General features: G+C 62.6%; 18 protein-coding genes and 1 tRNA gene. 15 read left to right on the forward strand and 4 right to left on the reverse strand.

The features are described 5' to 3' along the window. The first annotated feature begins 190 nt into the window (after positions 1-190). From JF70_RS03365 to JF70_RS03375, 3 genes are read left to right on the forward strand one after another with little or no spacing between them, the layout of a single operon-like run. A complete protein-coding gene (locus tag JF70_RS03365; protein ID WP_045924206.1) occupies positions 191-598 on the forward strand; it encodes a GntR family transcriptional regulator in 408 nt (135 codons plus the stop codon). A gap of 22 nt (positions 599-620) precedes the next feature. Next, positions 621-1,577, forward strand: coding sequence for an ABC transporter ATP-binding protein (locus JF70_RS03370; protein ID WP_045935289.1), 957 nt, complete (start codon positions 621-623; stop codon positions 1,575-1,577). Further along, entirely contained in the window at positions 1,574-2,290 is a 717-nt protein-coding gene (locus JF70_RS03375) for an ABC-2 transporter permease (protein ID WP_045935290.1), read from the forward strand. The genes JF70_RS03370 and JF70_RS03375 overlap by 4 nt, the downstream gene beginning before the upstream one ends. A gap of 17 nt (positions 2,291-2,307) precedes the next feature. Here the strand turns inward: JF70_RS03375 and thrC are convergent, their stop codons facing one another. Continuing rightward, entirely contained in the window at positions 2,308-3,789 is a 1,482-nt protein-coding gene (gene thrC, locus JF70_RS03380) for a threonine synthase (protein ID WP_045936086.1), read from the reverse strand. Between the two features lie 203 nt (positions 3,790-3,992). Here thrC and glyA point away from each other — a divergent pair, with 203 nt between their 5' ends. From glyA to JF70_RS03440, 12 genes are all read left to right on the forward strand, one after another. Continuing rightward, the gene (gene glyA / locus JF70_RS03385; RefSeq protein ID WP_045935291.1) at positions 3,993-5,300 is read left to right on the forward strand and encodes a serine hydroxymethyltransferase; all 1,308 of its coding nucleotides are present in this window, start codon (positions 3,993-3,995) and stop codon (positions 5,298-5,300) included. 118 nt (positions 5,301-5,418) lie between these two features. After that, positions 5,419-6,732, forward strand: a complete 1,314-nt coding sequence (locus tag JF70_RS03390; protein ID WP_045935292.1) for a glutamate-5-semialdehyde dehydrogenase — start codon at positions 5,419-5,421, stop codon at positions 6,730-6,732. Beyond that, entirely contained in the window at positions 6,729-7,286 is a 558-nt protein-coding gene (locus JF70_RS03395) for a phosphoribosylglycinamide synthetase (RefSeq protein ID WP_082069483.1), read from the forward strand. The genes JF70_RS03390 and JF70_RS03395 overlap by 4 nt, the downstream gene beginning before the upstream one ends. Positions 7,287-7,291: 5 nt before the next feature. Beyond that, positions 7,292-7,972, forward strand: coding sequence for a nicotinate-nucleotide adenylyltransferase (nadD, locus tag JF70_RS03400; protein WP_156149583.1), 681 nt, complete (start codon positions 7,292-7,294; stop codon positions 7,970-7,972). Positions 7,973-8,075: 103 nt separating this feature from the next. After that, positions 8,076-9,092 carry a ribose-phosphate diphosphokinase gene (locus JF70_RS03405; RefSeq protein WP_045935295.1) on the forward strand — a complete coding sequence of 339 codons (1,017 nt, stop codon included), beginning with the start codon at positions 8,076-8,078 and terminating at the stop codon, positions 9,090-9,092. Between the two features lie 81 nt (positions 9,093-9,173). Further along, a tRNA-Gln gene (locus JF70_RS03410) sits at positions 9,174-9,244 on the forward strand. Positions 9,245-9,311: 67 nt separating this feature from the next. After that, positions 9,312-10,109, forward strand: a complete 798-nt coding sequence (locus JF70_RS03415) for an HAD-IIA family hydrolase (protein WP_082069369.1) — start codon at positions 9,312-9,314, stop codon at positions 10,107-10,109. 14 nt (positions 10,110-10,123) lie between these two features. Next, on the forward strand, positions 10,124-11,500 hold the full coding sequence (glmU, locus tag JF70_RS03420) for a bifunctional UDP-N-acetylglucosamine diphosphorylase/glucosamine-1-phosphate N-acetyltransferase GlmU (RefSeq protein ID WP_269420789.1): 1,377 nt from the start codon (positions 10,124-10,126) through the stop codon (positions 11,498-11,500). Positions 11,501-11,541: 41 nt separating this feature from the next. After that, positions 11,542-12,018: a ribosome silencing factor gene (rsfS, locus tag JF70_RS03425; protein WP_045935296.1), complete on the forward strand. Its 477-nt coding sequence runs from the start codon at positions 11,542-11,544 to the stop codon at positions 12,016-12,018. After that, entirely contained in the window at positions 12,011-12,751 is a 741-nt protein-coding gene (locus JF70_RS03430; protein WP_045935297.1) for a histidine phosphatase family protein, read from the forward strand. The genes rsfS and JF70_RS03430 overlap by 8 nt, the downstream gene beginning before the upstream one ends. Positions 12,752-12,845: 94 nt before the next feature. Continuing rightward, a complete protein-coding gene (locus JF70_RS03435) occupies positions 12,846-13,772 on the forward strand; it encodes a hypothetical protein (protein WP_052690717.1) in 927 nt (308 codons plus the stop codon). Between the two features lie 128 nt (positions 13,773-13,900). Continuing rightward, entirely contained in the window at positions 13,901-14,986 is a 1,086-nt protein-coding gene (locus JF70_RS03440) for a glycerol dehydrogenase (RefSeq protein ID WP_045935298.1), read from the forward strand. Positions 14,987-15,075: 89 nt separating this feature from the next. Here the strand turns inward: JF70_RS03440 and JF70_RS03445 are convergent, their stop codons facing one another. The 3 genes from JF70_RS03445 to JF70_RS03455 all read right to left on the reverse strand — a co-directional run. Continuing rightward, a complete protein-coding gene (locus tag JF70_RS03445) occupies positions 15,076-16,044 on the reverse strand; it encodes a PfkB family carbohydrate kinase (protein WP_045935299.1) in 969 nt (322 codons plus the stop codon). Further along, on the reverse strand, positions 16,037-17,503 hold the full coding sequence (locus JF70_RS03450; protein WP_045935300.1) for a purine-cytosine permease family protein: 1,467 nt from the start codon (positions 17,501-17,503) through the stop codon (positions 16,037-16,039). Before JF70_RS03450 ends, JF70_RS03445 begins: the two co-directional genes overlap by 8 nt. Positions 17,504-17,660: 157 nt before the next feature. After that, a partial coding sequence (locus JF70_RS03455) for an ADP-ribosylglycohydrolase family protein (RefSeq protein ID WP_045935301.1) occupies positions 17,661-18,660 on the reverse strand: 1,000 nt, incomplete at its 5' end.

Genomic DNA, 18,660 nt, shown 5'->3' on the forward strand with positions numbered 1-18,660 from the left:
CATGGATTCTGTCCGAAGTTGTGATCGGCTGGGATTTCAGCACTATTAAGTCGTATCTATTGATTCCTGAACCCCGTCCTTAGAAGATCAGGGTCGGAGGTTGTCTCCATGATTGAACTGTTATAGTGTATATATGAACACAGGTACAGCTCAGCCAGGGTCGTGCCGACAATCAACGAAAGGGGCTTGGATGAAGCTGATCATCTCATCCCTGTCCGGACAGCCGATTTATCGGCAGATCGAGGACCAGATACGTTCGGCCATCCTGACCGGAGACCTGAAAGCGGGGGAGGGACTGCCTTCCCTGCGACATCTCTCACAGGAGCTCAGGGTGTCCGTGCTGACCGTGACCCGCGCCTATACCGAACTCGCTCAAGAGGGCTTGGTGGAGAACATCCAAGGCAAGGGGACCTTCGTGGCTGACAGTGGCGACCAGGTCATGCGGCGGCATCTGGAGGACCGCGTGCAGTCCCTGCTGGGCGAGGCGGTCGATACGGCTCGTCGGGCCGGCATGGAGCCGGACCGTATTCGCGGCCTGCTCGACGGCCTGCTGGGCGACAAGGGTTCTGCACCCGCGTCCGAAGAAGGAAAGGAATAGCAGCATGTGCGCATCACCGGCGATGACAACCTCTGGCGAAGATGTCGACTATGCCCTGCGCGTCAGTGACCTGGGGAAAAGCTACGCCAAGGCCGACGGCACGGGTTTCCGCCTGCACCAGGTCACCATGGACCTGCCCATGGGCTACATCATGGGATTGATAGGCCCCAACGGCGCAGGCAAATCCACCCTGATCCGGCTCTTGCTCAATATGACCCGCCGAGACAGCGGAGAAATCAGCATTCTGGGCCGTGATCCCTTGAGCCGGGAGGAGGAGGTCAAAGCAGACCTGGGTGTGGTCTTCGATTCCATTTATTTCCCGGAGGCATGGAAGGTCAAGGCCGTCGAGCCAGTGATGGCACCCATGTATCCCTCTTGGGACAGTGATCGCTACCACGACTATCTGCGTCGGTTCGGTCTGCAGGAAAACCGCAAAATCGGCAAGCTCTCGCGTGGCATGCAGATGAAGCTGATGCTGGCCGTCGCCCTCAGCCACGATGCAAGGCTCTTGATTCTGGATGAGCCCACCAGTGGTCTGGATGTCCTGGCCAGGGACGAGCTCATGGATATTCTGCTGGACTACATCGGCGACGGCCGTCACTCGGTGCTTTTCTCCACCCATATCACCACGGATCTCGAACGGGTGGCTGACTTCGTTACCTATATCAATCGGGGGTCTGTCTTCTACACCGGCCCCAAGGACGAGTTGATGGAGGCTTTCCAGGTCGTAAGAGGGGGGCCGGACGATCTGGCTGGAGCGCAGATACCATATCTGATGGGCTTGCAGCGCTCCGCCACAGGTTTCGAGGCTCTGGTGCCTGCCGAACACTTGAAGGATTTTCTGGCATCGGCTTCCCCTGCCGCCGTGGAGCCTTCGGATGGCCGCTACCTGGTGGAGCGGGCCGACTTTGACAACATCATCAGACTGACCGCGGGCTCACCTGCCGCGACCGACAGGAATAAGGAGGTGGAGTCATGAAGGCGATAGCCAAGCAGATCAGGTTGGACATGCAACGTTTCTCAGGAGCAGGGAGAACCTGGGTCGGTGTGCTGATTTTCATGTCCGTGCCCCTCATCGGAATCCTGCTGAACCTAGTCATGGCCCTGACAGGCAATGACGGGGAAGATGCACGGACTGCGTTGACGGGAGCAGTAGCCAGCATGGGAATCGGACTGCTTGTAGGCCTGGTATTCGGTATGTTCGTCGATTTCAGCAATACGGCAATTCGCTTGAACGGTCTGCTGCCCATAACACGTGATCACCAGGTATTCGGACGCTATGCTGCTGTAATTCTGCTGGTCCTAGTTCAGTCTTGCGGCTATGCAATATTCTTCTTCTACGCTACTGATTCATTTTTGCATGGTCAGGACCATTGGCGCGACACTGTCTTGTTTGCTTCGGGATTGTTCCTGTTGGAGTCTTTGCTCTTTGCGGTAGCTACACCCTTGTTTTATTGGCTGGAGCCAGTTAAGGCAATGATAGTCTTCCTGGCGCTTCTTGGTTTGGTGCCAATCATGGCCCTTATCGGCAGTTTGCTGCCCTTGGACTGGGGGACCTTCTGGAATTCAATCATGCGATCTTTGACTTCCGACCTGTGGCGGCCGATGGTCCTCGGGCTGGCCTTGATTCTGGCGGTTGATATGGTTTCGATAGTCATATCTCGCAAGGTCTATGCCAGGAAGGAGATCTGAGCCAATTTGTCCAGGTTTCAGGACTGCATGACCGCGTGGCGGACGTAGTCGGACATCTCCCTGGGATCGATGCAGTCCTGAAAGCGCACAGGTGCGCTTTCCAGGGCGCGCAGAGCCTTGGGAGGCCTGGTGTTGGTGGCCTCGGCCAGGATGTCCATGCAGCCGAAATCGCTGTCCGGGGTCTCCAGACCCAGGGATTGGCAGACCACCCGGGGGAACTTGTAGGGGCTGGCCGTGGACAGCAGCACCCGGGGTACGGCAGGATCCCTGTCGGTCTGCCCGGTCATGACCTGGTAGCCGCAGGCCGTGTGCGGATCGATCAGGTATCCACGGTCCTCCCAGCAGCCGCTGATGGCAGAGGCCACCTGGTCCTCGTCGGCCCAGCCGCAGGAGAAGAGCCCGCGGATTCTGGTCAGCAGAGCCTCAGGCACCTGGTAGCGTCCTGTGGACTCCAGGTTGGCCATAAGCGAGGCAATCAGTTTGGTGTCGCCGTCGGCCATGTAGTAGAGCATCCGCTCCAGGTTGGAGGAGATCAGGATGTCCATACTGGGGGAAGTGGTGGTGTAGAAGGGGCGGTTGCGGTCGTAAACGCCTGTGGTCAGGAAGTCGTTGAGAACCCGGTTGCGGTCCGCGGCCACGGTCAGCCGGGCCACCGGAAGGCCCATCATTTTGGCATAGTATCCAGCCAGCACATCGCCGAAGTTGCCGGTGGGCACGCAGAATTCGACTGGATCCCCAGGTCCGATCACACCCCGTTCCATCAGGGAGCCATAGGCCCGAAAGTAGTAGACGACCTGTGGAGCCAGGCGGCCCACATTGATGGAGTTGGCCGATGAGAGGACGGTTGAGGCCTTCTCGCTCAGTTCACGAGCCAGATCAGTGTCGGCGAAGATGGACTTGACTGCGGACTGGGCATCGTCGAAATTGCCCCGAACCGCGCAAACCCGCAGGTTGCTGCCCTCCTGGGTGACCATCTGCAGGCGTTGGATCTGACTGACCTTGCCCTGAGGATAGAAGACGGTGATACCCGTGCCCGGCGCGTCCGCGAATCCGGCCAGCGCCGCCTTGCCTGTGTCTCCGGAGGTGGCTGTAAGCACCATGATTCGCTCATCATCGTCTCCGGCTAGCGCCATCAGTCTTGGCAGAAGCTGCAGGGCCACGTCCTTGAAAGCCGAAGTGGGTCCGCGGAAGAGCTCCAGTACGAAGTCGTTGCCGCCCAGATCCACCAGAGGGGTGATTGCCGTATCGGACCACTGTTCTCCGTAGGCTGCGTCCAGGCAGGAGTCCAGCTGAGCGGAAGAGTAATCACTCAGCAGTCTCGAAAGGACCAGTTTGGCCGTGCCCTTGTAGTCCAGGCCGGCAACCGAGGCGGGGTCGAGGGTCAGTGCGTCCAGTCCATCGCTGACGTAGAGTCCGCCGTCAGGGGCCAGGCCTCGTCTGATGGCCTGCTTGGACTGCAGCTGCTCCCTGCCGCCTCGGGTGCTGTGGTATGTGCTCATGGTTGCCTGCCCCTCCGCCATGTCGCCGAACTGATCATTACCAGGGCATTCTACCCCGTGCAGGGGTCCGAACCATTGCACTGCTCGGCTCGCGGAGGAAACTGTCTGTGGACGCCAGGGCCTGCCAGGGGTCGGCATGGCGTACAGTGTTGCCCACCAGCCCCTGTATCCGAGGCTGTACGTTACAGACAAAGGAGCGACCCATGGTCGAAGAGAACCCGGTACAGCAATCCTACGATGTCCTGAACTCTTCGATCTCGCAGGTGGATCCGGAGATCGCAGCACTGCTGGATGGAGAGTTGGAGCGTCAGCGCGGCGGTCTGGAGATGATCGCCTCTGAGAACTTCGTGCCCAAGGCCGTCTTGCAGGCCCAGGGATCCGTGCTGACCAACAAATATGCCGAGGGCTATCCCGGCAGACGCTACTACGGCGGATGCGAGTGGGTGGACCAGGTCGAAAACCTGGCCCGGGACCGCGCCAAGGCCCTGTTCGGCGCCGAATATGCCAACGTCCAACCGCATTCGGGCGCCCAGGCCAACGCCGCCGTCTACCAGGCGCTGATCAAGCCCGGCGACACCGTGCTGGGCCTGGCCCTGGACCATGGCGGCCACCTGACCCACGGTATGAAGATCAACTTCTCCGGACGCTTTTACCACGCTGAATCCTACGGGGTCGATCCGGACACCTTCCGCATCGAGCCCGAGATCATCCGCCAGCGGGCGCTGGAGACCCATCCGGCCTTGATCATCGGCGGGTGGAGCGCCTATCCGCGCATTGAGGACTTTGCAGCCATGAAGGAGATCGCCGATGAAGTGGGGGCCAAGTTCTGGGTGGATATGGCCCACTTCGCCGGCATGGTTGCGGCCGGTCTGCACCCCAGCCCGGTGCCCTATGCCGATGTGGTCTCCTCCACGGCCCACAAGACCCTGGGCGGACCCCGGTCAGGGTTCATCCTGGCCCGTCAGGAGTACGCCAAGAAGCTCAACTCCTCGGTCTTTCCCGGCAACCAGGGCGGCCCGCTCATGCATGTGATCGCCGCCAAGGCTGTGGCCTTCAAGCTGGCCGGCACGCCTGAATTCAAGGAACGGATGGAGCGCACGCTGGAGGGCGCCAAGATTCTGGCCGAGCGTCTGATGGCCAAGGATGTGGCCGACAACGGCATCACCGTGCTCACTGGAGGTACTGATGTCCACCTGGTCATGGTGGATCTGCGCAACAGCGAGATGGACGGCCGTCAGGGGGAGGACCTGCTGGCCAGGATCGGCATCACCGTCAACCGCAATACGGTGCCCTTCGATCCGCGCCCGGCCTCCGTGGCCTCCGGTCTGCGGATCGGGACCTCCGCCCTGGCCACTCGCGGATTCGGCCCGGCCCAGTACGAGGAGGTGGCGGACGTGATCGGCACTGCGCTGGCCCAGGGTCCCCAGGCGGATCTGGATGCCCTCAAGGCCCGGGTGGACCGGCTGGTCGAGGCCTTCCCGCTTTATCCTGAGCTGGACCAGACCCACTGATCGGCCCTTGGAGGTGGGAGGCGCGGCAATGCCCTCCCCCTCCTGTCGTCATTGCCCTCGCTGAGGGTTACAATCGGTACAGAATATGGGTCTGGCGGACCCTTGAGGGCGAAAGGATCTGACGAACATGAGCGAAAACGAGAACTCCGATCGTCAGGATGTGTTCAACCAGGTCTGCGCCATGGCCGATGCGGCGGCTGCTGCACAGGCAGGTCTGGCAGGCATGACCGGCCAGACCAGGAATGCCCTCTTGCTGGCCCTGGCCGATGCCCTGATCGATCAGGCCGATCAGATTGCCGCTGTCAATGAACAGGACTGCACCCAGGCTTTTGAAGAAGGAATGAGCGCCGGACTGATTGACCGTCTGCGCTTGGATAAGGTTCGCATCGCGGATGCCGCCCGGGGCGTGCGTATGGTGGCCGGGCTGACTGATCCCCTGGGCGAGGTGGTTCGCGGCCATGACATGCCCAACGGCATGCGGCTCAATCAGGTGCGGGTCCCCCTGGGCGTGGTGGCCATGATCTACGAGGCCCGGCCCAATGTCACCATCGATGTGGTGGCCCTCTGCCTCAAGTCCGGCAATGCGGCCCTCCTGCGAGGGGGTCATGCGGCCGAACGCACCAATCGCGCCCTGGTGGAGCTGATAGGCGGGGTGCTTCGTGAGCAGGGGCTGGATCCGGCTCTGGTGGCTTCCGTGGACCGATACGGTCGCGAGGGGGCCCAGGCTCTGATGAAGGCGCGCGGTCATATCGATCTGCTGGTGCCCAGGGGTGGCCGGGGGCTGATTCGCAGCGTAATTGAGCAGGCCACCGTGCCCACCATCGAGACCGGTGCCGGCAATGTCCATATATACGTGGACCGCTCGGTGGACATGGATCAGGCCATCCCCATCATCGTCAACGCCAAGACCCAGCGGGTGGGCGTCTGCAACGCCGCCGAAAAACTGATCGTCCACCGGGATGTGGCCGCTGAATTCCTGCCACGTGTGGCGCAAGCGCTGACCCAGGCCCAGGTCGAGCTGCACCTGGACGCGGTCTCCATGGACATCCTTGCCGGGCATGGTCTGCCCGAAGAGCTGCTGGTCCGCGCAGAAGAGGGTGACTGGGATCGTGAGTATCTGGACTTGAAGATGGGGGTACGTGTGGTGGACTCCCTTGACCGGGCCATCGAGCACATCAACCGTCACTCCACCGGCCATACCGAGGCCATCCTGGCCCGGGACTACGAGGCTGTGGAGGAGTTCTCCCGCCGGGTGGATTCGGCTGTGATCATGGTCAATGCCTCAACCAGATTCACCGATGGTGGCATGTTCGGCATGGGCGCGGAGCTGGGCATCTCCACCCAGAAGCTGCATGCCCGAGGACCCATGGGCCTGCAGGAGCTTACCACCACCAAATGGATCGGCTACGGCAGGGGGCAGGTGCGGCCGTGAACGAGAAGATCGAAGAGCTCTTCCAACGCGAGCACGACAATCCGCGTATCTGGCTGAGGGTGGCTTCAGAGCGGCTGAGCCTGCTGCGGTACGTCTTTCTGGTCCAAATCGAGGACGGCATCCCGGATGCGGACCAGCGTTCCTGCCTGGAGTACGCCGATGCGGTCCTGATTGGCTGGCCTGATGAACATGCCGATGATGTGCATGACTTGGATCAGGACCAGCTCAACCAGGTCAGGCACGACATCACCGTCATGGAGGAGCGTGTGCCGGTCTTCCGCAAACAGGAGCAGGAGGGTCGCATCGCCGACCTGTCCGATTCATTGGTAGCCATCACCGGATGCGTGGCCCAGGTCCGTCGGGCCTACCAGCCGGGCTTCCCCCTGCCCACCTACTCCGAAATCCGTCGCGTGGTCCAGGAGGAGTGGAATGCCGACATGGAGCGGATCGATCCTGACCGGGTCAACCCCAGCGCCGAGCAGATGCGCCAGGAGGCCGAGTCCGAGAACGAGGAGAACGCCTCGGAAGCCAGACGGGAGGGCGAGCAGGCGTGAACCGGATGATGTCTGAACTGTCCAAGGAGGGAGAAACCGGGCAGGAGCCATCGGAAATTGACGGGTCCTGTAGGCCTGCCCACCATAACCGCCGACCCCGGGTGGGGATCATGGGCGGCACCTTCGACCCCATTCACAATGGCCACTTGGTGGCTGCCTCGGAGGTGGCCTGGGTCTACGACCTGGATGAGGTCATCTTTGTGCCCACCGGCCGCCCGGCCTTCAAACTGAACAAGACGGTGACCAATGCCGAGGACCGCTATCTGATGACCGTGATTGCCACGGCCTCCAACCCCAAGTTCACGGTCTCCCGGGTGGACATCGAGCGTCCTGGCATCACCTATACTGTGGACACCCTGCGCGACATCAAGCGCATGCGCCCCGACAGCGACCTCTTCTTCATCACCGGGGCGGACGCTGTGGCCGAGATCATGCGCTGGAAGGATGCCAACCGGATGTGGGATCTGGCCAAGTTCGTGGCCGTCTCCCGACCCGGCTACTCCTCCAGCCTGGACGACCTTCAGGTGCCTGCCCAGCGGGTGGATACCCTGGAGATTCCGGCCCTGTCCATCTCGTCCACGGACGTGCGGCGTCGTTCGGCCCGGGGCATGCCGGTCTGGTACCTGGTCCCGGACGGGGTGGTGCAGTACATCAACAAGCACGGGCTCTATCGCTCTGCTTCCTGAGCTTCGCATACCGTCGGACTCGCCAACACGGACTGTCCGGCTGTGTCAGCGCGCGCCATTATTATGGGGGCTGTCCGCTTCAGCGAAAACAACGTTTGGAGATATGGTGAGCGCGATACTCAAAGGCAGACCAGGAAAAAATCTCATACTTGTCACAGGCCGGGCCCATCCCAGACTCGCGGCGGACGTGGCCGATCAACTCGGCATTGACGTCCTCGAGACGACAGCCTACGACTTTGCCAACGGCGAGATGTATGTGCGTTATACGGAGTCGGTGCGTGGAGCCGATGTCTTCGTCCTGCAGACCCACTCCGACCCGGTCAACAAGTCCATCATGGAACAGCTGATCATGATCGACGCCCTCAAGAGGGCCTCGGCGCGATCCATCACCGCAGTCTGCCCGCTCCTGGGCTACTCCCGTCAGGACAAGAAGCATCTGGGCCGCGAGCCCATCTCCTGCCGGCTCATGTTCGACCTGCTCAAGACGGCTGGCGCGGACCGGATCATGTCGGTCGACCTGCACGCCGCCCAGTCCCAGGGCTTCTTCGACGGGCCTGTGGACCACCTGATCGCCATGCCTGTGCTGGTGGACTATGTACGTGACAGGATGGACCTGTCCAAGGTGGCTGTGGTCTCGCCGGATGCCGGCCGCATCCGGGTGGCCGAGCAGTGGGCCCAGCGCCTGGGAGGCGTGCCCCTGGCCTTCATCCACAAGACCCGTGACATCACCCAGCCCAACAAGGCCGTGGCCCACCGTGTGGTGGGCGACGTGCGCGGCCTGGACTGCGTGCTGGTGGACGACCTGATCGACACCGGCGGCACCATTGCCGAGGCCTGCAACGTGCTGGATGAGGCTGGCGCCAACTCCATCACCATCGTGGCCACCCATGGCGTCATGTCCGGACCTGCCGTGGAACGGCTCAAGTCCTGCAAGGCCAAGGAGGTCATCCTGACCGACACGGTCCCCATTCCCCAGGAGAAGCGTTGGGACGGCCTGACCGTGCTGTCCATCGCGCCCCTGCTGGCCTCGGCCATCAAGGCGGTCTTCGAGGACGGCTCGGTGGCACGGCTCTTCGACACCTATCCGGCCCATCACGGCCAGGGCTTCCTCTTCGCTTGAAGCCCCGCCTGCACGGCATGGCGTGGCGTAATCGTCCGGCTGTGGCATAATGAACCTGGCGGGGCCCCAGGGTCCCGCCTTTCCCCCATGGTGTAAAGGCAGCACACGGGTCTTTGGAACCCTTAGTCTTGGTTCGAATCCAGGTGGGGGAGCTTACGCTCGCCGATTCCGGTCGGAGACGGCCTCCTTGGGGTCGGTGACCAACCGAAAGGAACTGTCTTGGCAGTCAAGAAGATCGAAACCTGGCTCACCGACATGGACGGCGTGCTGGTGCACGAGAACACGGCCCTGCCCGGAGCTGCCGAATTCATCGACACCCTCAAGCGCAACAACCGCCAATATCTGGTGCTGACCAACAACCCCATCTACACCCCTCGTGACCTTTCGGCCCGCCTTGGTCGTTCGGGCATCGACGTGCCCGAGGATCGGATCTGGACCTCGGCCCTGGCCACTGCCGACTTCGTATCCCGGACCATGCCACGGGGATCGGCTTATGTGATCGGCGAGGCCGGACTGACCACGGCCCTGCACGAGGCCGGCTTCATTCTTTCCGACATCAAACCGGACTATGTGATCCTGGGCGAGACCCGGACCTACTCCTTTGAGTCCATTACCACAGCCATCCGCCTGATTCTGGGCGGCGCCCGCTTCATCTGCACCAACCCGGATGCCACAGGCCCCAGCGAGAACGGCGTCCTGCCGGCAGCCGGCGCTGTGGCGGCCCTGGTGACCAAGGCCACCAACCGGGAGCCCTACTTTGTGGGCAAGCCCAATCCAATCATGTTCCGCACGGCCCTGAACAGGGTGGGCGGCCACTCCGAGACCACGGCCATGATCGGCGACCGGATGGACACCGACGTTGTGGCCGGAGTCGAGGCCGGCCTGAACACTTTCCTGGTGCTGACCGGCATCACCACACGATCCGAGGTGGAGACCTTCCCCTACCGCCCGGACCAGGTGGTGAACTCCATTCAGGATCTGATCGACATCGCCGAGAGCGGGGTGGTGGAGTTTTGAGCGGCGGGCAGACACTGACCGCTGGCATCATTCTGGCCGCAGGCGAGGGTACCCGCATGCACTCGGCCCATCCCAAGGTTCTGCACACCCTGGCCGGCAAGACCTTCCTGCAGAGGGTCATGACTTCGGTGACCGCCCTCAATCCCGAGCTGACGGCCGTGGTGGTTCACCATCAGGCCGACCTGGTGGCGCAGGCTGCCCGCTCCTACGATTCCCAGGTGCGCATCGTGCGTCAGGACAGCCGACCGGGAACGGGGCGTGCGGTCCAGTGCGCCGTGGACCAGCTGGATGGTGAGCTCCGGCATGACGGCCAGGTGCTGATCGTCGCATCGGACATGCCCCTGCTTGACGCGGACACGCTGCACAGCCTGCTCGACTACCATGTCAGTTCCGGCGACGGGGCCACTGTGCTGACCGTCAATTTGGACGACCCCACCGGATATGGCCGCATCATTCGCGACCAGGATGGACGGGTCCTGCGCATCGTCGAACAGCGGGACGCCACCGGAACCGAGCTAGCCGTCAAGGAGGTCAACACCTCCGTTTACGTCTTCGAGACTGACCTGCTGCGACAGGCGGTCCGCGGTCTGGACGACAGCAACGCCCAGGGCGAGTTCTATCTGACCGATGCCTTGGAGACGGCCCGCCGCCTGGGCAGGGTCGGGGCCTTCGCTGCCCCTGATCCGCTCAAGGTCGAAGGCGTCAACGACAGGGTCCAGTTGGCCGATCTGGCCAAGGCCCATAACCTGCGGGTCTGCCGGGAGTTCATGCGCCAGGGGGTGACCATTCTGGACCCGTCCACCACCTGGATCGAGGACGATGTGGTCATCCAGCAGGATGCAGTCATTCTGCCCGGATGCTTCCTGCAGGGTCATACCGAGATCGCCTCGGATGCGGTCATCGGCCCCTATACCACCTTGATTGATGCCATCATCGAGCCGCAGGCCAAGGTGGAGCGTTCCCGCGTGCAGGAGACCCGGATCGGAGCCAGGGCCAACATCGGCCCATGGACCTATCTGAGGGCCGGCAACGTCCTTGCCGAGGACACCAAGGCCGGGGCCTTCGTGGAGATGAAGAAGGCCACCATCGACCACGGGACCAAGGTGCCCCATCTCTCATATGTGGGGGATGCCCATATAGGCCACGACAGCAACGTGGGAGGCGGGTCCATCACGGCCAACTACGACGGCGTGCACAAGAACCGGACCGAGATCGGATCGGAAGTGCATGTGGGCGCAGGGAACCTCTTCGTAGCACCAGTCCAGGTGGGCGACGGGGTCACCACCGGAGCCGGATCGGTCATCCGTCATCCGGTCGAGGACGGGGCCATGGTCTATTCCACCAACGACCAGCATGAGGTTCCGGACTGGAAGCCCGCCTGGGAGCGGTAACCTTGACAGCATCTGCTTCACAACAAGGAAAGGCGTGACAAGTGCCAGCATTGCAGGAATCCATCGACGCGGTCCGGGTGGCTGCTCGGGCCGCCAACGATGTCAAGGCCATGGACATCGTGGCCTTCGACGTCTCCCGGCCCATCGCCATCACCGACATCTTCATGGTGGCCACCGGCAGCAACGAACGCCAGGTCCTGGCCATCGCCGAAGAGGTGGAAAAGCAGCTCCATCTACAGAAGAATCTGGACCCCCGTTCGCGGGAGGGCGTCCAGGAGGCCCAGTGGGTTCTGCTGGACTACGGTGACTTCGTCATCCACATCATGCACAAGCAGGCCCGCGCCTACTATGACTTGGAACGGCTCTGGAAGGATTGTCCCCAGGTGGACCTGCAACTGGAGCACCCCTTCACCCTTAAGGATGATGACCCGGACGGCCGGTTGGCCTCCAAGGCGGACGATTTGAACGGGGATGATCTGCGCAGCCGTTTCGCTGACCCTCAGGAAAACCATGACTGATTCGGATACCGCCGCCGGGGATGGACGGCATGTGCGCTCCATGACCGTGGTCCGCCATGGCCAGACCTCATACAACGCAGGGCATCGGATGCAGGGTCAGATCGACATCCCGCTCAACAGCGTTGGCCGCTGGCAGGTGGAGAGGACCGCCGAGGAGCTTCGCGCTGAATACGTGGATGATGCCCCTGAAGACCGTCACCTGCTGGTAGTCTCCTCTGACCTGGGCCGGGCTGCCGCCACCGCACACGCCTTCGCCGACCCCTTGGGCCAGATGGTCCATCTCGATCCCGGGCTGCGTGAACGCAGCTTCGGCGAGTGGGAGGGAGCCAGCGCCGAGGAGGTTCGTCAACGCTGGCCCGAGGATTACGAATCCTGGTCCAGGGGCGCCGGGGGAGAGTTGCGCCACGGTGCCGAGACCAAGCCCCAGGTGGGCAAACGGGGCCAGGAAACCCTGAACCGATGGATTCATCGGGCCGGCCCGGACACGGATCTCATGGTCTTCTCCCATGGGTCCTTCATCGCTGAGGCCCTTCAGGCCCTGCTGGGCATGGCCACTGCATATCCCGAATACCTGGGCCTGGTCACCATGCGCAACGCCCACTGGGCCCGATTGATGCCACGGGATCTGCCGGACGGCGGTCTGCGCTGGTCCATGATCGACTACAATCGCGGTCCGGCCATCGCCATGCGGGGGGACTGGGACAATCCCCGGGGGCTGGTCCAGACCGACTGAGGTCCTTGGGGGTTGGCCGACCATCACAGTATCGCCATGACCACCAGCTACCATAAGAGCGCAGTAACCAGCCGTTGGATCAAAAGGGGTCGGAGTGAAGCAGTTCTTTCATGACATTTCCTGGGCGCAGATCATCGCCGGCGCTCTTGCAGCCATGACCTCCTTCTGGCTGGCCGCCAAGATCGGCGTGGCGGGATCCATCATCGGCGTGGCCATCGGTTCCATCGTCTCTGCCGTGGCCTCGCAGATCTACAAGAATGTTTTGGAAGCCTCTGGCCAGAAGCTGCAGGAGTCCGTGGTCGGCGGTGCTGGCCAGGACGATGACGACTCCGAGACTGACTCGAATACCGATTCGGACGCCGGTGGAAAGACCACCACCTTGCCGGCTCAGGGTAAGGGTCGTTCTGACGATTCCAGCGATACTGCCGACGGGTCCACCCAGGTCATGGCCCCGGTGGATGGGTCCACCCAGGTCATGCCCCCTGTCGGTGACGAAAAGTCGGCAGCCAAGACCGGCAGGACCGTTTCGTCCAGCAATGGTCCACGGACCCATGCGGCCTCCATGACGGCAACCAGCAAGAAGAAGCTGGATCAGCGCCGTCGCAACGTCATCATCGTCTCCGTGGTCAGCGCCCTGGTGGCCGTACTGCTTTCCGCTCTGGCCATCAATGCCCTGACCAAGGGCGAAGGCACCGACAAGGTGGTTCGCAACGTGGTCAGCCCGCCGACCAGCCAGACGGTAACCCCCAGCGAGGAGGAGACCCCCTCCAAGCCAGCGCGGCGCACAGAGGAGCCTGAATATCAGACGACCCCGAGTGCCCCTCAGAACCAGCCCTCTGGCTCGAATCAGAACCAAGGCAGCGAACAGGGATCCGGGCAGAGTCAACCGCAGGGAGGGAACCCCGCGAGCTCGCCTTCGCCGTCTGCCGACGCGACCAGCTCCACGCCAAGTCCCTCAGGCACGGCTCCTACGCCACAGTCGTCACCGACGAGCACGACCAGTCCATCTCCTCGTAACTGACCTGTCGGTCGGCGCGGCACACCCATCCCACCATGTAATGTGACTAGGGTCACTTTCGGGCGGTCCAAGAGGCCCGTCCCCAAGGATCTGGTCCCGAAGGCGGGATCAGCAATGAGAAAGGTGTGTATATGCGCAAGGTTCTGTGCTCTCCAGGCTCCTATGTCCAGCAGGAGGGCGCCATGGGAAAGCTGGCTGGAGAATACGCGGCTCTGGGCGCCAAGGGTGCCCATCTGATCGTCGATCCGGTCATCGACGGGCTCTACCACGACGACATCGTCGCCTCCTTTGAGCACGATGGGATCCCCTACGAACTGATGGAATTCGGCGGCGAGTGCTCCATGGAGGAGATCGACCGTCATCGTGCCCGTTTGGGCGGCAGCGACGCGGTGATCGGCATCGGCGGTGGCAAGACCTTGGATACTGCCAAGGCCGTGGCCCATTTCGCCCACCTGCCTGTCATGATTGTGCCCACGGCGGCCTCCTCGGATGCGCCCTGCTCCAGGCTGTCCGTGCTCTACACGCCTGAGGGTGTCTTCGACCGTTATCTGCCACTGCCTGCCAACCCCAACGTGGTCCTTATGGATACCGACGTCATCGCCAAGGCTCCGGTGCGCTTCCTGGTATCAGGGCTGGGCGATGCCTTCGCCACATACTATGAGGCGGCCGCCTGCGTGCAGTCGAACGCGGTGACCATGACCGGAGGACACGCCACCATGGCCGCCTTCGCCCTGGCCCGTCTCTGCCGCGACACCCTGTTGGAGGATGGCGTCAAGGCCGTGGCCGCCGTCAAGGCCGGTGTGCGCACAGCCGCCCTGGAGAAGATCATTGAGGCCAATACCTTGCTGAGCGGTCTGGGCTTCGAGAGCTCCGGCCTGGCTGCAGCCCACGCCATTCATGATGGGATGACCGCCCTGGAGGGCACCCACTCCATGCTGCATGGCGAGAAGGTGGCCTTCGGCACCCTGGCCCAGCTGGTCCTTGAGGATCGTCCCCTGGAGGAGACCCGCCAGGTCTACGACTTCTTCCGTAGCGTGGGTCTGCCCACATCCCTGGAGCAGATCGGCATCGGCCAGGCCAGCGAGGAGGATCTGCTCCAGGTCGGCGAGCATGCCTGCGGTCCTGACGAGACCATGGGCAACATGCCCTTCGACGTGACCCCTGCCGATGTGGCTCACGCTCTGCGCGCAGCCGATCAGCTGGGCAAGCAGCTCTGAGCTCTCCTGTTCTGATCCCTCTGTGGGTTGCCAAGCGGCCGCCGGCATGAAGTCGGCGGCCGTTTGTATTTTGCTTGGGTTTACATTGGTCACTCCTGTAGCGAGGCAGCGGCCTTTCGTATGGCTTGCTCGCCTGGGCATGTGGCTGGACCTGGCTGCGTGGTGGAAAGGGCACCTGCACAATTGGCCAGTGTCAGTGCCTCCTCGATGGGCAGGCCCTGGAAGATGCCCGCACAGAGGACGCCCGAGTGGGCATCGCCGGCACCGTTGGTGTCTATGGCATGGACCTGCGGGGTCGGAATGTATCGGCTCTGCCTTGCATCCTTGGGTTGGCAGTACCAGGCACCACGGGCGCCGGCCCTGAGAACCACCGGACTGTCCAGTCTCAGCGAGAGCGAACGGCAGACGGATTCCGGCTCGGTTGCATTGCCGGTTTCGGGTCGGCACTCCAGACGTTGCGCCAGGATTGGTCCCTCGCGTTCATTCAGCGACCAGATCGGGTGCAGTCCGTTGACCGTGTTCAGCACATCCAGTGCAATATCGGCCACCATGGGTCCCAGGTCGAAGAGCACGGGGAATCCTTCGCCCTGGTGTCTGTGAGCGAATCCGACCAGGCTTCGGGTGTTGTCCTTGTGGCAGAAGGAATACCCGCTCAGGTAGACGACATCGCCGGGAACCAGGTCCATGCCTTCGTAGGTGCCCTCCGGTACGCGGGTCTCTGCGCCCCTTGCCGACACAAAGGTGCGTTCGCCCGAGGGCTCGATCATGGCTACCGAGTATCCGGTATCACAGTCATCCAGCACAGGCCCCTGGGCGGGGACCCGCAGGGCTGCAAGGGCTCCACTGGCCATGTCCGCCATCGGACCTGTGCCGATCGCCCCCATATAGGCTATCGGCGCCCCCATCTGCCTGGCTGCGCGAATCACGTTGTACTCGCCGCCGACCTTTATGGCGCTTCGCCTGGCGAAAATATCCCCTCCGCGCTCCGGTAGGTGGTCGATGTCCATGCTCAGGTCAACCACCACCTGACCGAGATGGAGGATCCTTGGCTCAGTCATCGCCACTGCTCCTCACCGCCATGGAATCCTTGGAGAGGACGTGCAGAATGGCGTAGAGAATTCCTCCCAGCAGGAGGGAAACCAGCCATGCCAGGCCGTTCCTGCCCAGGAAGCTGTCGGCCAGCGGTCCCGAGAACCAGACCTCGTCCTTGGAGACCTGGGCCGTCACGAACAGGAAGCCGACGACTATTCCGACCAGCCAGCTGATGATGGCTGGGAGGTTGATGCCGTGCCAGTACCAGTAGGGGGAGTCGGCTCGAAGGTTCAGAAGGCCGTCGGAATCGTAGCGCTTGCGGAAGATCATGTCTGACAGGAAGATGCCTGCCCAGGTGCTCAGAGGCACTGCCAAGAGGGAGATGAAGGTGACGAAGGGGCCGTAGAACCCGTCGGAACCCAGCGTGAAGTACAGGGCTCCGCAGGTGGTCACCACCACGTCGACCACGACCGCGTAGGCGCGGGGGATTCTGATGCCCAGGGTGATGGTGGTCAGGCCGGCAGAATATACGGAAAGGTTGTTGGACATGAGCAGCCCGGCGAATGCGGCAATCAGATAGGGGATGGAGACCCAGGCGGGTAGGGCGCTTCGAACCGCGGCGACCGGATCGGCGGCGGAGGCAATGGTGGAGTTGCCAGCTGTAAGGACCGACCCCAGGCCGATGACGACCACCAGTGGAATGCCGGCGCCGGCCGCTGCAGTCAGGACCAGAGAGCCGGATTTCACCGAGGTCTTCTGGTAGCGGGCCATGTCTGCGCCGGAGTTGACCCAGCCGATGCCCGTCCCCGCGGCTATGGTGCCGACACCGATCAGGAAGGCGCTGGCTGATCCGGGGGCATTGCCGATGAAGGAGGACCAGTCGACGGTCGTGGCCAGATAGATGGCCACCAGGAGGGTGAGGGCGCCGAATATCCAGGTGGCCCACTTCTGCACGGTGAGAATGAAGGCGTGACCGGCGGCCGAGACCACCACGGTCAGGGCCACGAAGACGGCAATGCAGACGAAGGTCAGGAAGGGGGAGCGCCTGGCATCGGCCGAGGTGCCGAAGATTATGGCGATCAGGGAGAGCAGCGCAAAGGCGCCGGTCATGGTGTTCACCGTCTCCCAGCCCAGTCTGGACAGCAGGGCCACCAGGGTGGGGCCCGCATTGCCTCTGACGCCGAAAATGGCCCTGGACAGGGTCAGCGTGGGGGCGCCGCCCCTTCTGCCGGCTATGGAGATAATGCCGACCAGGGCGAAGGATCCGAAGGCCCCGATGGTCGTGGCGAGCACGGCCTGCCAGAGGTTCAGTCCCTGGGCAATCAGAGTAGCTCCCAGAGGGATTCCCAGGATCGAGATGTTGGCGGCGAACCAGACCCAGAAGAGCTGACCGGGCGACCCGTTCCTCTGGTCCTCGGGCACAGGCTCGATGCCCCTTTGCTCCACCCTGGAGAGGATGGTGCCCTCTTTTGGTGCAGTTGACATGGATTGTCTCCTTTGACTCACGTTGTACTGAATGTAGCGATGGATCAGCTGTTCGGGCAGTTGGCCTGGTCTGTGGGGTCCCCGTAATCTTGGGGGGGGGGTGACTGGATTCTACATTGTTGTGTTCCTGACGGAATCAGTCTTGTCGGTTTGCGCTTTACTGCCTTAGGGCAATCAGGCCACGGGCGGTTTTCTGCAGGTCGAGGTGAGATACCGAAGCCACCCGGGAACAGAGTGTGGGGTCAAAGGCCTCGGGACCTGCACTCGCGCCGGTCATTGCGCCGGTCATTGCAGCGATGGTGTCCGTATCGCCACCAAGGTTGACTGCGGCGAACAGAGCCGATTGGGGATCGTAGGCGAACCTCCAGGCCAGGGCGAAGGCGGCTGCCACAGACTCATTGGATTCGACCGAGGTGCCGCAGTCTTCAATCAGGTGGCGTTCGAAGTCGCCCTCATCACTGAATTCCTCAGACAGCCGTATTGCCTGGCGGGCCCGTGCGGGAACCGATGCCTTGGGGGTCCAAGCCCCTGAGGTCTCCATGGCGGGCACCAGGCGCAGGGACTCCTGCAACGCCTGGCGAACGGTCATTCCCTCAAGTCCCAGACTGACTGTCGTGGCGATCAGCGCTGCGCTTTGGAAGCCTGCGACCGTGTCGTGTGTGACCTGGCAGGACTCGTAGATGCGATTGGCGAGCCTCCTGGTGTCCTTGGGCCTGTTGGCTATCCCTACCGGGGTGACTCGCATGGCGGCCCCGTTGGTGGTGCCGGTCCTTCCCGTGGTCATGATGTCTGCGCCCTGGCGAACCTGTTCCAGGGCCAGCTTGGTGGAGGGCCCGAGCAAGTCCAGCGATCCGCGCGACTTCATATCGTCCTCCCAGGCCAGAAGGCGCTTGGCGAGCTCTTTCGGATCGATGTGTCCCTTGCCATCGATGATAAGTTCCGCCACGATCAGCGCCTGCTCGGTGTCATCGGTCACAGCCCCCGCAGGCATACCGGAAGCTATCGGCTGATCCGCAATGGCATCACGAAGGGTGTCGACTCTGCCGTAGGCCTCATGGATGGCTGCTGGACTCATGCTCTGCGTGGGCATGCCCAGCGCGTCCCCCAAGGACAGCCCGGTAAGCGCGCCAAGTGCGCCCTTTTCAGTTCTGGTCATT

Source organism: Bifidobacterium mellis (assembly GCF_000967265.1).
Lineage (GTDB): Bacteria > Actinomycetota > Actinomycetes > Actinomycetales > Bifidobacteriaceae > Bombiscardovia > Bombiscardovia mellis.

Excerpts from the sequence above, each read along its gene's own strand:
- JF70_RS03365 (WP_045924206.1), top strand. The coding sequence starts at position 191 with ATGAAGCTGATCATCTCATCCCTGTCCGGACAGCCGATTTATCGGCAG.
- JF70_RS03370 (WP_045935289.1), top strand. The coding sequence starts at position 621 with ATGACAACCTCTGGCGAAGATGTCGACTATGCCCTGCGCGTCAGTGAC.
- JF70_RS03375 (WP_045935290.1), top strand. The coding sequence starts at position 1,574 with ATGAAGGCGATAGCCAAGCAGATCAGGTTGGACATGCAACGTTTCTCA.
- thrC (WP_045936086.1), bottom strand. The coding sequence starts at position 3,789 with ATGAGCACATACCACAGCACCCGAGGCGGCAGGGAGCAGCTGCAGTCC.
- glyA (WP_045935291.1), top strand. The coding sequence starts at position 3,993 with ATGGTCGAAGAGAACCCGGTACAGCAATCCTACGATGTCCTGAACTCT.
- nadD (WP_156149583.1), top strand. The coding sequence starts at position 7,292 with ATGATGTCTGAACTGTCCAAGGAGGGAGAAACCGGGCAGGAGCCATCG.
- JF70_RS03405 (WP_045935295.1), top strand. The coding sequence starts at position 8,076 with ATGGTGAGCGCGATACTCAAAGGCAGACCAGGAAAAAATCTCATACTT.
- JF70_RS03430 (WP_045935297.1), top strand. The coding sequence starts at position 12,011 with ATGACTGATTCGGATACCGCCGCCGGGGATGGACGGCATGTGCGCTCC.
- JF70_RS03440 (WP_045935298.1), top strand. The coding sequence starts at position 13,901 with ATGCGCAAGGTTCTGTGCTCTCCAGGCTCCTATGTCCAGCAGGAGGGC.
- JF70_RS03445 (WP_045935299.1), bottom strand. The coding sequence starts at position 16,044 with ATGACTGAGCCAAGGATCCTCCATCTCGGTCAGGTGGTGGTTGACCTG.
- JF70_RS03450 (WP_045935300.1), bottom strand. The coding sequence starts at position 17,503 with ATGTCAACTGCACCAAAAGAGGGCACCATCCTCTCCAGGGTGGAGCAA.